Origin of the sequence: Algoriphagus yeomjeoni, assembly GCF_049821175.1 — a bacterium.
GTDB lineage: Bacteria > Bacteroidota > Bacteroidia > Cytophagales > Cyclobacteriaceae > Algoriphagus > Algoriphagus yeomjeoni_A.
In genome coordinates, this window is record NZ_CP187512.1 from 3,864,793 (window position 1) to 3,878,254 (window position 13,462).

A 13,462-nucleotide genomic window follows, 5' to 3' on the forward strand; every position below is an offset into this window, starting at 1 on the left:
AAAGTTGTTAAAACGAAATGCACCTAAAAAAAGTATTATTTTTCCTTAGATATTGCAATAGTCAAAAAAAGTAGGAAATGATGCTTTTTTATGATTATAAAAACAAAAAAGCCTCAGAAAGAGGCTTTTAAAAAAAAAGTGAATTTTTCAAGAAAAAATCTTGAAAAGTATAACAAGTTGTTTTGAAGCTTAATATTTGAAGCAAGGAATAATTCGATCTCTCTGGTTTCTGCTCTTCGAATCTCCCCATAAAAATGAATAAGTTAGGGATATCTCATGTGCACCTCCACTATTTCTTAGTCCTAGTTTCGAAATAGTGACATCATAAGAATAGCCAATGTCAAGACCATTTTCCAAAGAAACGCCCACTAAACCAATGAATGCCTCATTATTTGGGAGGTTGTTTTTTGTGGGGATTCCACGATACCAAATCCCAAGTACTAGCGGCTCAAGATAAAATTGTGCTCCGATGTCTAGTTGATTGAAAGGATCTTGTTGTTTGTAGTTGAAAGCAAATGATACAGATCGTTCTGAATAAGAATGTGTAAAGTAATTTCTTCGACCTCCGCCCAAGTCAAACTTTATTCCACCCTGCGCAGATAGTTTCATTGGCAGTTTTGAGATTTGACCTTCTACAAAAGATGTATTTGGTTCAGAAAGATGGTGTGCTGAAGCTCCGAGCCAGATTCTCTTAGAATAAAACATACCACCTATACTGTAATCAACAAAACTGTAGCGACTATCAATCGGAATTCCATTGAGTTCATCTGTGATCCCGCCAATTGTTCCATTGATGATATCGATCTGAGAGCCAAAAACCAAGTCTGAGAAGAATGCATCTCTTTGCATATAACTGACCATGCCTCCTACTCTGAAAAATGTGTTTTCGCTCAATTGCAAACGGTATGAGTAAGAAAGACCAATTTCATTGGTGGATAGGTTTGCCATGCTTTCTTGACTTCCATTAAAAATTAAACCTATACCACTATTATAGTCAAATATATAATGGTCGATATAAGCTGAGTAGGAGTTGAAATTTTGGTCAAGTCCAGGCCATTGATTGCGGTAATTTACACCTACACGGGTAAGTTCACTAGCTCCAGTCAAAGCTGGATTCAAATATAAAGGAGCAGCGTAAAATTGGGAGTACTGGGTATCTTGAGCTATTACATCTGAAAAAATGCAACAAATAGCCCCTATAGTAATTAATACACTGATTATTCTCCTATACATAGACAATTATGCCTTTACCAAACAAATTTATGCATTTGTAAATTGGCAAGGTTTATATTATTATGAATTAACGATTTGAAACATCTAGGGCTTATGATTGGGGCTCAATCAAATGAGTTTCAAAACATTATTATTGAAGCACAACACAATTGAAGCGCATTCGAAATAATGCTGATGCTATTCAATAATTATACCAAAGGGTTCAATAATTATTAAAGGAGGAATTAAATGTCGATTTCGACCTGATTTCTTATCAAATCCTCAAATATTTCACGATTTCTTATCAATTGAGCTTTTCCTTCCCAAACCAATACTTCAGCAGGTCTAAGCCTAGAATTGTAATTAGAGGCCATACTGATTCCATATGCCCCAGCATTTTTAAATACTAAAAGATCTCCCTTACTGACTTTTGCAAGCATACGGTCTTTTGCTAAGGTATCTGTTTCGCAGATATAGCCGACTACATTATAGGGATGCAAATCTCCTTCTGGATTACTTAGGTTATACACATCATGAAATGCATCATACATCATTGGTCTGATTAGGTGGTTTAATCCAGAATCAACACCCACAAAGGTGATTTGGGGCGTCTTTTTCACCACATTTGATTCTACCACCAGATAGCCAGATTCACTCACCAGGAACTTCCCTGGCTCTAACCAAAGCTCCAATTTCCTCCCGTATTTCTCGCAAAAGTCATTAAAGGCTTTGGATACTTTTGTACCTACTTCCGCCATATCTGTCGAGGGGTCGCCAGCCTTATAGGCTACTTTGAAGCCTCCCCCAAAATCCAGAAAGGTGAGATTTGGGAAATTCATAGCTGCCTCAAAGAGCACATTTCCACCTCTCAAAAAGATCTCAGCATCTAGAATATCAGATCCAGTATGGATATGAAGTCCTACGATGTTGATCTTGTATTTCTCCACAACAGCTAATATCTCGGCAAGCTGATGGATAGAAATCCCAAACTTACTTTGAATATGACCTACAGAAATTTTCGCATTTCCGCCAGCCATGATATGGGGATTTATTCGGATGCACGCTGGCTTTGTATTTCCGTAAACAGCACCAAACTCCTCCATTAAGGGAATGCTGTCAAGATTGATCATTATTCCCAATTCCACAGCCTCCTGAACTTCTCGAAAGTTAACGCCACTAGGAGTATACATGATTTCTGACGCCGAAAACCCTGCTAGCATACATATTTTGGCTTCTTCGATAGAAACTGCATCAACGCCTCCTCCGGCTTTTTTTACCAATTTCAAAATACTGATATTGGATAGTGCCTTAGTAGCGTATTTGATCTTCAGAGGTACAGTGGCAAAAGCTGTCTGGAGAGATTTGATTTGACTCACGATCTTTTCTCCATCATATATATATACAGGCGTGCCGAATTCTTGAGTAATAGATTCTATGTTTATTCCCTGAAGTTGAGTAGGATGCTGAGGTGCTGACATTGTCTGAAATTTGCGGGCAAAGATAGCCAAATAACAAAAAAAGGAGGCATTTGCCCCCTATTTTCATAAGTTATAGTGTAATTAAGAAAATTTTGTTTCCAAGCTTAAATATAATTGAAGGAGGCCAAATTAACCTCCTTGTACTCAATTTAAGCCGGTTAAATATTGTTAACCTCTCTTCTTAGCCTGATTATAGGATTAAATTTGTAAAATGTCGAAGAGTAATATTATCCTAATCGTTGTTTTGATGTCCCTTGCCAGCTTTGGCTTGATGGGCTTCCAATTCTACTGGGTAAAAAATGCCATTCGAATTAATAGAGAGCGCTTTGATCAAAATGTCTATCAGGCACTTTCTTCGACAGTAGATGAGCTGGAGAAAGGGGAAACATCAGCTGCGTTTTATGGCTATATGATGAATGACTCTATCATCAGTAGGTCATTATTTGAGAAAATCGATCCGATCGATTTTGATGTTACTGTAAATTCCAGACGAATTTCTAGGCCTAGGCCTTCACTGGTTGATTCCTTCTTTCAAGAGCCTGCGCCTAGAGTGAGTCAGACATTCAAAAGGATACTTGAATCGCAAGGAGTTGATATGAATCAACTGGAAGAATTGGAGGCCTTTTTTGCTTACATGACTCCCGAACTAGCCTCTAAAATGTTCACTCCAGACGAAATGGAGGTTTTGCTAAAAGAAAAAGAGCGGCAATTCCAGTATTTAAGTCGCATAGAGACTTCTGCAAAGAAATCTGCTCCTTCTCAAATTGAACAAGTAGTGGAGATGCGTCCAGAGGTCAACATCAGTCCAGATGCTTTGGAAAAAGTATATAGGACAAACATTAAGATTGATTTCATCAATAAATATGTAGATGAGATTAATGCTGGCCAAAAAGCAATTTTGGACAGAATGGATACTGCGAAGGTGAGAAGAATTCTGAAAGGATTCTTGTTAGAGAGGAATATCACCGAAGATTTTGAATTAGCATTACTTAAAGATGACCGGTCTTTGCTGCCAATCGGCCCAGTAAAACAGCAATTTGTGTTATCCCAGCAAGGGATTCAGGCAAGACTATTTCCTAACGATATTTTTAACAAGGCAAATTTTTTGACGGTATATTTTCCCGAGAAAAATGCGCACGTTATTCGTGAAGTTTGGCTGCCTTTATCAAGCTCAATCCTGTTTATAATCGTAATTATTTCTTGTTTCATTTATGCCATTAAGGTGATCATTCGTCAGAAAGCACTTTCGGATACGAAAAATGATTTCATCAATAACATGACGCATGAATTCAAGACGCCCTTAGCTACCGTTAGTCTGGCAGTAGAAGCACTTCAGGATCCTGAGCTGTCCAGTCAGGACAAATTTCGAACGCGATATCTGGGTATTATAAAGGATGAAAATAAACGTTTGGTTTCTCAGGTCGAAAACGTTCTTCAGGCTGCTGCGTTGGATAAAAAGGATTTCAAACTGAAAATAGAATCTCTGAATTTGGCCGAAATATTAGAAACTACTGTTGATCATTTTGGGCTACAAGTCGAAAAGAGGGGTGGACAGATCACTTTTATGAATGAGCTAAGTGAGCCGATGGTCCAAGGCGACTTATTTCACCTTACCCATATTTTCAATAATCTGTTGGACAATGCGAATAAGTATTCTCCCGACAGTCCATTTATTACGATTGTAGCAAAAGATGATGCAGATGAGGTATTCATTACTATCAAAGACGAAGGAATCGGGATGAATAAAGATGCACAAAGGAAAATTTTTGATAAATTCTATCGTGTTCCTACAGGAAATGTTCACGATGTCAAGGGCTTCGGTCTAGGACTTTCTTACGTAAAGGCCATGTTGGAAGCACATAAAGGAGGAATTCAAGTAAGTAGCGAACTTGGAAAAGGAAGCTCATTCACCATTAACATACCAAAGAAACAATGAGTAAAGCAAAATTATTAGTGGTCGAAGACGATCCAAATTTAGGTGATATCCTACAGGAATATTTGGAAATGAAAGGTTACGAGCCTACGCTTTGTCGTGATGGTGAAGAAGGTTGGAACAAATATAAAAAGGGGAAATTCGATCTTTGTCTTCTGGATATTATGATGCCGAAAAAAGACGGATTCACTTTAGCCAAAGAGATAAAGAAAGTGGAGGAAAACCTACCTATTCTTTTCCTGACGGCAAAAAACCAAAAGGATGATATCATCGAAGGTTTAAAAATTGGCGCTGATGACTACATCACCAAGCCGTTTAGCATGGAGGAATTACTTCTTCGTGTAAATGCTATCTTGAAGCGAACTCATAAAAGCGAAGAAGTCAACCCATTAAAAGTTTACTCCTTCGGAGGATTCACTTTGCATTACGATGAGCAAATCCTGGAAGGGCCAAAAGGACGACATAAGTTAACTTCAAAGGAAAATGAGCTCATTCGCTTGTTGGCTTCTGAAATCAATAATCTTGTAAATAGAAGCCATGCGCTCAAGCAAATCTGGGGAGACGACAGCTACTTCAATGCCAGAAGTATGGATGTGTACCTCAGCAAAATTCGTAAGCTTCTAAAAGATGATCCAAAAGTACAGATCATTACTGTGCATGGCGAAGGTTTTAAGCTGATCGTGAGTGAGGGATAAAAGGATTTCGGATTTACGATATTCGATTTTCCGAGACACTAATTAGTATTTATAATGTAGAAAGCCGAAGCGATCTAAAATTTCTTCGGCTTTTCTTATTAGTCAATAATCTTGGCTCTCGATTCTAGGCTCTAACGTCTTGATACTTGCGTCTTGCTACTTAACAATCATTTCTGCGCCAATTCCATTCCCTTCAGGGAAAATCACTTCTTCTGGTGTGATGATCACTCCTTTCGCAGGATCTTTAGATAGAAGCATCGCGCCATCCATATCTACATAGTCCAGCAGCGGTGCAATATGAGCAATAGCTGTGATTCCCACGGATGATTCGGTCATACAGCCAACCATCGTTTTCATTCCAAGCTCCTTCGCTTCGTGGATCATTCTCAGCCCAGGCGTGATTCCTCCTGCTTTAACCAACTTCACATTGACTCCATGAAACAAGCCATGACATTTTTTCACATCAGATTCTACGATGCAGCTTTCATCTGCGATTATAGGTAATTTGCTGTGCTTGTATACTTCTTTCATGCCTTCCAAATCATCTTTGCCAAGCGGCTGTTCCATAAATTCCACTCCAAGTTTCTCCAGCTCAATAGAATAAGCGATTGCCTGCTCAGCTGTCCAGGCACAGTTGGCGTCAATTCTGAAAACCGCATCTGTATGCTTTCGAAGTTCTCGGATAATAGCCAAGTCATCAGAAGTACCCAGCTTAATTTTATAGATCGGCCAGTGAACTTCCTTCATTTTTGCCACCATCTTCTCCACCGTATCGATTCCAATCGTAAAGTTTGTTAGAGGAATATCAGCAGGATTAAGTGCCAGCAATTCGTATAGTTTCTTTCCGAATTTCTTAGAATAGATATCCCAAGCTGCCATATCCAATGCGCACTGTGCGAAAGGGTTTTCTTTGAATGCTTCTCTGCCTAGATCCCAAAGTTCCGCAGGAGTTTCCCATTTACCTTTTTCTACAACAGGTCTGAATTTCTCCAAACATTCCATCATATTAGTGATGGTCATGCCGTAAAATGGATTCGTCGTCGATTCGCCTAAACCGTAAAATGCACCATCTTGCAGTTTTACAATTAAGGTGTCTTGCACATCCCTGCTTTGGTGGGCGATGGTAAATGTGTGTTTGAGCGGAAGATCGACTACGTGAAAAGATAAATTCATTTCGGGAAATATTCTATTTGGAGCAAAATTAAAGCGTTTTTTGCTTGTATGGTAGAAAGGATTACATTTTATTCAAGGTAAATAGAAATAATTATGAAAGCCAATTCTAAATTCTCAATTAGCTTGTTTTTGCTGTTATTGATTTCAATACTTAGTTGTAAAACAGCAAATTTTTTAAATTCAGAGGCTACTCAGGTTTCCACTCTTGAATCCGCCTACTCAAAATTCAAAGAATTGGATATCACTCATAGAAGGTTTAAGCATGCTGATTTGCAGCCTTTGATCCGGAAGCATGCTGATACTTTTGAGGTGACTAAATTGGGAGAATCAGTCGAAGGCAGAAGTATTTCCAGTTTGGATTGGGGAGATGGTAAGACCAAAGTGATGCTTTGGTCACAGATGCACGGAAATGAAAGTACAGCGACCATGTCTCTTTTCGATTTGTTCAACTTTCTGGAAGCCAGTGGAGACGAATATGATGATTTACGTACTCTTCTAAAGTCTCGACTTGATCTCAAATTCATCCCAATGATCAATCCTGATGGAGCAGAGCAGTTCAAACGGAGAAATGCGATTGACATCGATTTGAATCGTGATGCGATTTCTCAGATTTCTCCTGAAGCTATCATTTTGAAAAGGGCTAGAGATGATTTTGAACCAGAATTTGGGTTCAACCTGCACGATCAGCAGATTTATTACAATGCATCAGGAACCCCTAAACAAGCTACCATTTCAGTTTTGGCTCCAGCTTATAATTATGAGACGGACGTAAATGCTGTAAGAACACGAGCCATGCAAACTATCGTTGGGATGAATGAAGTGTTGCAGCAAGTTGTGCCTGGACATGTAGGAAAATACAATGATGCTTTTGAGCCAAGGGCTTTTGGAGATAATATCACCAAGTGGGGTACAAGTACGATTTTGATCGAGTCTGGGGGTTATCCTAATGATCCGGATAAGCAGTATATCCGCCAGTTGAATTTCATGATTATCCTCAATGCCTTGGAGCAAATTGCCAGCAGAAGCTACGAGCAATATACTATTGAAGAGTATTTTGCAATTCCTGATAACGACTTGCAACTGGTAGACTTGCTACTCAATGAAGTTCAGGTACCGGTAAATGGGAACTACTATCCAGTGGATCTTGGCATCAGGCGAAGAGATATCACCGCTGGAGACACTTATTATATGTCTGCTTCGGTGGATGATCTGGGAGACCTGCAGGTCTATTACGGGTTGGAGGAGGTTGATGCTTCTGGGCTAAGGTACGTGGAGGGAAAAGTTTATGACGCGGCTTTTGAGTCGGTGGCTTCCCTAGATGAGATGAAGGTAATGGAGCTGTTGAAGCAGGGTTACCTAGCTGTGAAGGTTAAAAATGGAGCAAAAGGAAACTTACACCAGCTTCCGATTTTGGTGCTGAATAGTACCGAATCTTTCTCCTCAGGTTGGAAAACGGGAGAAAGCACAAATTTCTTTTTGGAGAAGGATGGAGTTAGAAAATACGCTGTTGTAAATGGCTATTTGATAGATCTGGAAAATCCAAAAGATCAGGAGTTTAAGCAGCGGGTTTATTGATAGTTAATCTTTCAAAATGTTTAATTTAACCCATCTACTTGGCGGGTCATTTGTTACCTAGCTTTTGGACTTAATTTTTAAAACCATGAAGAATAATCTTTCCGCCATTCTTTTCGCCGTAGCGATAGTCATTGCATCTATCGTACTGGGAAACGCTATTATCAACCGAAACCGACCGCAGGGAACGATCAACGTAACTGGACTGGGAGAGAGCAATTTCACTTCTGACTTGGTCGTGTGGGAGGGGAACTTCAGTAGGGAAAGCTTCGACTTGAAGTCTGCCTATGCAGATCTGGAGAAAGACCGAAAGCTGGTTTCAGACTATTTGATCTCCAAAGGCATTCCTGCTGAGAAGCTAATTTTCAATGCCGTGAACACTAATCCAAAATATCAGCAGAATTACTCCAACGATGGTCGTTATTTGGGACAGACCTTTGATGGATACACGCTCAATCAATCCCTGAAAATTGAATCTACCGAAGTGGAAAAAGTCGAGAAAATCTCTAGGGAAATCACCGAGTTATTGAATCAAGGAATTGCTTTTTACTCCCAGCAGCCAAGATACTATTACACTGAGCTGGAATCACTCAAACTGGAGATGATCGCCAAAGCTACCGAAGATGCCCGTATCCGGGCCGAGCGCATCGCAGAAAACTCCAAAGGAGATCTCGGCGATCTGATCTCAGCGAATATGGGAATATTTCAGATCACAGGTCAAAACTCCGGTGAAGACTATTCCTGGGGTGGTACTTTCAACACCGCAGACAAAAATAAAACTGCTTCGATTACGATGAAGCTAATTTTTGAGGTGGATTAATTACCCAAGACTATAAACAATTTTGTTTCTCACAGCTTTTATAAATGTGAAAGCTACTCTTTTATTAACTCTATTTTCTTTTTCCCTTATGCTCTATCAGTTTGACAAAAATTCCTCGGCTTCTGATTGGAGAATTGTTGATGATGTGGTGATGGGCGGCAGGTCAGATGGCTCTTTCCGTATAAATGTGGAAGGAAATGGGGTGTTTGAAGGATCAGTATCCTTAGAAAATAACGGGGGTTTTTCATCTGTCCGGTATAGCGCTACTTTTCAAGTTCAAGGTAGAAAATCCATTAGAATCAAGTTGAAAGGGGATGGGAGCAGCTACCAGTTTCGAGTAAAAGCAGATACAAATGACCGTCATTCCTATATCGGGGATTTCCAGACGTCTGGGGATTGGCAAACCATAGAAATCAAGCTTTCAGCTATGTATCCAGCTTTTCGAGGAAGAAATCTTTCCATTCCCAACTTTAATCAAGCAAATATTGAAGAGATAGCATTTTTGATTGGTAATAAAAAGGCTCAAACTTTTCGCCTAGAGATAGAGTCAATCGAGCTAATTTGAGGGCGGTATTTTCAAATATTAGTCAGGCAATTGGGATAATTAAATCGTCATTCGGTATAGGTAATTATCTTTGTGCTAGATTGAAATGATGTGAAAGAGAATAACACCACCAAAACTGCCCTTCATCCCCGCAATGCCCATCGGGAGCGTTTCGATTTTCCCAGCTTAATTGGCAGTCAGCCTGATTTAGGCAAGTTTGTGTCAGAAAATAAATACGGAGACCTCAGCATAGATTTCGCCGACCCAAATGCGGTCAAAGAACTCAATCGAGCCTTATTAAAGCATTTTTACAAAATTTCCGAGTGGAATATTCCTGATGGATATCTTTGTCCACCCATCCCTGGGCGAGCGGATTACCTTCATTATTTGGCTGATTTGCTTGCTGATAGTAATGGAATAAAATTGCCAGAGGGTGATAAAATCAACGTATTGGACATTGGTACAGGTGCAAATTGCATCTATCCCATACTCGGAAATTCCATCTACGATTGGAACTTCATAGGCTCAGAGATAGACGAAAAAGCCTTGGATTCTGCACAGGAGAATTTGTATGCAAATCCCCAGTTTCGAGGAAAAATAACCCTAAGGCTTCAGGAAAACCCGAAGGAAATTCTCACTGGGATAATCAAATCTGATGATGTTTTTGACTTGGTAATCTGTAATCCTCCTTTTCATGAATCCCAAGCTGCTGCTGAAGCGGCTAGTACCAGAAAAGTAAAAAATCTGAAAGGTAAAGTAGGTAAGAAAGTCACTTTGAATTTTGGGGGGACAAACAATGAGCTATGGTGTGAGGGTGGAGAGTCAGCTTTCATCCAAAAGATGATTCGGGAAAGCGTGACTTTCAAATACAACTGCTATTGGTTCACGACTATTGTCTCTAAAGAAGAGCATGTGAGAGAGCTTATTTTGGCACTTAAAAAAGCAAGAGTTTCTGATCGAAAAGTTATTGAGATGACTCAGGGCAATAAGAAAAGTAGATTCATCGCTTGGACTTTTCAGAATCCGGAGCAACAGGAAAACTGGAGGAAGAGAAAATGGATTTAATAATTTACTGTTCGTGAGACACGAACAGTGGCGGGGAATAAAATTTGAAATTAGGGTAATAAAAACGGCGCTTTGAATTGAATCAAAGCGCCGTTCTTATGTCTTAAATCTTGATACTTGATACCAAAATCTTGATTCTAGCTTCTTGGCTCTCGCCTCCTGACTCTAGGCTCTTAATTCAACGTACTTTCCACACTGATCTCCAAATCCAAAACCCTGGATATTGGGCAGTTTTCCTCGGCGTCTTTCACTAGCTCATCGAATTTATCCTGAGCGATTCCATCAACTTTTGCTTTAAGCACCAAATGTGATTTTTTCAGTGTTCCTTCTTCAAAGGTTATATTCGCCGTCACATCTAATTCTTCAGCTGTGAAGCCTGCTTCCTGTAAGTTGAAGCTCAATTTCATAGCGAAACATCCAGAATGTGCCGCTGCGATCAATTCTTCAGGATTTGTTCCTACTCCACTTTCGAATCTGGATCCAAACGAGTATTGTGTTTTGTCTAAAACAGAACTTGGCGTACTCAAAGTACCTTTGCCATCTTTACCTGTTCCTTGCCATACGGCAGTTGCTTTTCTGATCATAGTCTAAAAGATTTTAGGGTTAAAAGTTATAGTAGTTAAAGGGAAATATGTGCGTAAAAGTTCATCTAGAGGTAGGAAACCTCAACTTTCCACTTGTTTCAGTTTTGACTTCACCGGTGGATTTATTGATACTTTTTTTCCTGCCAAATTCTGAAATACCTCTAAATACTGATCCGTGACATAGTCCCAATTGTATCGCTGAATCAGTCCTTCTCTCGCAGTACTTCGGAAATATGCCATTCTTTCTTTACTGCTTTCCGCTGCTTCCACGATGTCCTGGACTGATGCTGTTGACTTTTTGAAATACCAGCCATGCTTTCCATTTTGAAGCATTTCCTGATTGAATGGGGTATCCAAGGCTAATATAGCGCAGCCAAAACCAAGTGCTTTCAGCATTGCTGGATTCGTACCACCGAATTCGTGACCATGGAAATAGGCGTAGCAATGAGAATACCATGCTGCTAATTCATTTTGATCGGTGATATATCCCAAAAACAAGAGTCTTTCGTCGGCTATGTTTTTTAGCTCATTGGCATATTCGTCATTAAATGGTACGTCGCCAACTATAACCAGCTTCCGTTTGGAGTCAGATTTTAAAAAACCTTCAATAATCAGATCGGCATTGTTGTCCGGGATAAGTCGGCCTACTATCAAAAAATAATCCTGCGGCTCAATTCCCCATTTTTCAATGGGATCGGCAGCTACATCCGCACGAGGATTTGCACCATAAGCGATGACTTTGGAATCAGCATTGAACAATTCCTTGTAAACGCGCTGCATTTCATCCGAATCATTGATCAGTTGATCGTAATATTTTGTGGCCATTTTAGATGCCCAGAAGAAATACTTGGAGCCCATTCCTTTCCACTTTGGTCTAAGCCATTCCAGACCATCAACATTGATCACTGTTTTTTTTCTAAATAGTCTGGAAAACCAACCAATAGGTCCATTTGCACTGTTGACAACAAAAATCACATCAACATCCGAAAAACAGGCATGCATCATGGAAAAGAAGGTATGCGAAAGTTGGGTGCCTATTTTTGACTCAATGGCTCCTATGTAAATGCATTCTATGCCATTCACATATTTGGGTTTTTCTTGAAAAAGGGCTTTGTGATTATATACCCGTACATGAACTCCTCTGGCAACGAGTCGCTCTCCGAGTTCTTTGACCATGGTATCATACCCCCCATATACGTAAGGGTATCCCTTTGCACCCATTATGGCTATTTTCAATTTTTTCTTAGCTGTTGCCATAAATGGTTCTCAATGTTTTCTCTAAAACTTTCCAAACTGAATTCTTTCAACACGCGATCTCTACCGGAATTCCCAAATTTCACTCTAAGTTCTTGGTCCAAAATTAAACTAATTAACGCACTTACTGCCCTGTCTAGATCGTAAATTGGGATTAAGTATCCTGTTTCGCCTTCCAATACCATTTCCGAAGCTCCACCGGACTGGGTAGCAATGACTGGACAGGCTGCTGCCATGGCTTCTAAAATAACTGTAGGAAAGGAATCTGGTAATATTGAAGGCAATACAAAAATATCTGTTGTCTTTAGGATGGAGCCTATATCTTCTCTAAAGCCAAGATTGGTTACATGATTTTCCAGCCTATGCTCATTGATAAAATGCTTCATTTGCACCTCCAAATTCTCATATCCAGGGTATGGATCTCCAACTAAAAGAAAGTGGCAATGTGGATAAGAACTTACTATCCTCTTTGCCATTTCTAAAAAGAAAAGCTGTCCTTTACCAGGGTTAATCCTGCCCACCATAGTGATGATTAGGTGATCATCGGCTATTCCTAGCTCTTGAGGCAGTATTTCAGGTTTTTCAAGAAAATCTGAGTAGGGAATTCCATTGTGGATAACTGTTGGTTTGGATACGCTTAACTTCTCCTCCCAATGATTTTTCACCGCATTTGATACTACGATGGGTGAGGGAGTAGTACGATCTAACAATCTTCTCAATAGACCTACCAAAGGAGCAGGGCCCAAAAGGATTTCATGAATGTGCCAGGTATGAGGTATGTCGTTTGTCCTAGCCCAATGTGCGCCGACAACGACGGCTAAGGTGTTGGAATAGACTAGGTCGAAATTGAACTCACGGTGGAGCTGACTTAAAAATATATAGGCTTTATAGTTCATGATTAGCCTATTCACAAGACCAGAAATAGTCACATACTTCCTGCGTAAAATTCCGAGGTTTTGAATATGAACAATAGCACCCAACTCCAAAAGGTCTTGTTGCAACGGACCTGGTTCAGGCAGCACAACCACTGCTTTTAGCCCAGCACTTTTATAAACTTTTACTACTTCTATCAGAATTCTGGAAGAGCCATATCGGTCTGAGGAACTATTGAGGAAAAGTACTGTCAATTGAA

Annotated in this window: 12 protein-coding genes; 6 read left to right on the plus strand and 6 right to left on the minus strand. The window is 39.8% G+C overall.

Translation table 11 applies throughout. The features are described 5' to 3' along the window. Positions 1-189: 189 nt before the first annotated feature. Together ACPUEN_RS15600 and lysA are read right to left on the minus strand one after the other, a co-directional pair. Positions 190-1,233, minus strand: coding sequence for a PorP/SprF family type IX secretion system membrane protein (locus ACPUEN_RS15600; protein WP_425636825.1), 1,044 nt, complete (start codon positions 1,231-1,233; stop codon positions 190-192). Positions 1,234-1,457: 224 nt separating this feature from the next. Continuing rightward, positions 1,458-2,690, minus strand: coding sequence for a diaminopimelate decarboxylase (gene lysA, locus ACPUEN_RS15605; RefSeq protein WP_425636826.1), 1,233 nt, complete (start codon positions 2,688-2,690; stop codon positions 1,458-1,460). Positions 2,691-2,901: 211 nt separating this feature from the next. Between lysA and ACPUEN_RS15610 the strand changes: the two genes are divergently transcribed. Further along, positions 2,902-4,626: a sensor histidine kinase gene (locus tag ACPUEN_RS15610; RefSeq protein ID WP_170124550.1), complete on the plus strand. Its 1,725-nt coding sequence runs from the start codon at positions 2,902-2,904 to the stop codon at positions 4,624-4,626. Then, on the plus strand, positions 4,623-5,318 hold the full coding sequence (locus tag ACPUEN_RS15615) for a response regulator transcription factor (protein ID WP_111609784.1): 696 nt from the start codon (positions 4,623-4,625) through the stop codon (positions 5,316-5,318). Before ACPUEN_RS15610 ends, ACPUEN_RS15615 begins: the two co-directional genes overlap by 4 nt. Positions 5,319-5,474: 156 nt before the next feature. On the opposite strand, the gene ACPUEN_RS15620 is transcribed toward ACPUEN_RS15615, so the two are convergent. Next, a complete protein-coding gene (locus ACPUEN_RS15620) occupies positions 5,475-6,491 on the minus strand; it encodes a dipeptide epimerase (protein ID WP_425636827.1) in 1,017 nt (338 codons plus the stop codon). A 234-nt stretch (positions 6,492-6,725) separates the two neighbouring features. On the opposite strand from ACPUEN_RS15620, the gene ACPUEN_RS15625 reads away from it, so the two are divergent. The 4 genes from ACPUEN_RS15625 (at position 6,726) to rlmF (ending at position 10,492) form a co-directional block, all read left to right on the plus strand. Continuing rightward, a complete protein-coding gene (locus ACPUEN_RS15625) occupies positions 6,726-8,066 on the plus strand; it encodes a M14 family zinc carboxypeptidase (protein WP_425636828.1) in 1,341 nt (446 codons plus the stop codon). A gap of 85 nt (positions 8,067-8,151) precedes the next feature. Then, positions 8,152-8,883 carry an SIMPL domain-containing protein gene (locus ACPUEN_RS15630; protein WP_425636829.1) on the plus strand — a complete coding sequence of 244 codons (732 nt, stop codon included), beginning with the start codon at positions 8,152-8,154 and terminating at the stop codon, positions 8,881-8,883. Between the two features lie 88 nt (positions 8,884-8,971). Next, a complete protein-coding gene (locus ACPUEN_RS15635) occupies positions 8,972-9,448 on the plus strand; it encodes a CIA30 family protein (protein WP_425636830.1) in 477 nt (158 codons plus the stop codon). A gap of 90 nt (positions 9,449-9,538) precedes the next feature. Beyond that, positions 9,539-10,492 (plus strand): 23S rRNA (adenine(1618)-N(6))-methyltransferase RlmF, encoded by a 954-nt coding sequence (rlmF, locus tag ACPUEN_RS15640; protein WP_425636831.1) that lies wholly within the window; start codon positions 9,539-9,541, stop codon positions 10,490-10,492. 173 nt (positions 10,493-10,665) lie between these two features. On the opposite strand, the gene ACPUEN_RS15645 is transcribed toward rlmF, so the two are convergent. The 3 genes from ACPUEN_RS15645 to ACPUEN_RS15655 form a co-directional block, all read right to left on the minus strand. Then, positions 10,666-11,076 carry an OsmC family protein gene (locus ACPUEN_RS15645; RefSeq protein WP_425636832.1) on the minus strand — a complete coding sequence of 137 codons (411 nt, stop codon included), beginning with the start codon at positions 11,074-11,076 and terminating at the stop codon, positions 10,666-10,668. An 81-nt stretch (positions 11,077-11,157) separates the two neighbouring features. Continuing rightward, positions 11,158-12,333 carry a DUF1972 domain-containing protein gene (locus ACPUEN_RS15650; protein WP_425636833.1) on the minus strand — a complete coding sequence of 392 codons (1,176 nt, stop codon included), beginning with the start codon at positions 12,331-12,333 and terminating at the stop codon, positions 11,158-11,160. After that, positions 12,309-13,457: a glycosyltransferase family 4 protein gene (locus ACPUEN_RS15655; protein ID WP_425636834.1), complete on the minus strand. Its 1,149-nt coding sequence runs from the start codon at positions 13,455-13,457 to the stop codon at positions 12,309-12,311. Before ACPUEN_RS15655 ends, ACPUEN_RS15650 begins: the two co-directional genes overlap by 25 nt. Positions 13,458-13,462 lie beyond the last annotated feature (5 nt).

Bases quoted from the DNA above. Each gene is read 5' to 3' on its own strand.
- ACPUEN_RS15600 (WP_425636825.1), bottom strand. From the start codon at position 1,233: ATGTATAGGAGAATAATCAGTGTATTAATTACTATAGGGGCTATTTGT.
- lysA (WP_425636826.1), bottom strand. From the start codon at position 2,690: ATGTCAGCACCTCAGCATCCTACTCAACTTCAGGGAATAAACATAGAA.
- ACPUEN_RS15610 (WP_170124550.1), top strand. From the start codon at position 2,902: ATGTCGAAGAGTAATATTATCCTAATCGTTGTTTTGATGTCCCTTGCC.
- ACPUEN_RS15615 (WP_111609784.1), top strand. From the start codon at position 4,623: ATGAGTAAAGCAAAATTATTAGTGGTCGAAGACGATCCAAATTTAGGT.
- ACPUEN_RS15620 (WP_425636827.1), bottom strand. From the start codon at position 6,491: ATGAATTTATCTTTTCACGTAGTCGATCTTCCGCTCAAACACACATTT.
- ACPUEN_RS15630 (WP_425636829.1), top strand. From the start codon at position 8,152: ATGAAGAATAATCTTTCCGCCATTCTTTTCGCCGTAGCGATAGTCATT.
- ACPUEN_RS15635 (WP_425636830.1), top strand. From the start codon at position 8,972: ATGCTCTATCAGTTTGACAAAAATTCCTCGGCTTCTGATTGGAGAATT.
- ACPUEN_RS15645 (WP_425636832.1), bottom strand. From the start codon at position 11,076: ATGATCAGAAAAGCAACTGCCGTATGGCAAGGAACAGGTAAAGATGGC.
- ACPUEN_RS15650 (WP_425636833.1), bottom strand. From the start codon at position 12,333: ATGGCAACAGCTAAGAAAAAATTGAAAATAGCCATAATGGGTGCAAAG.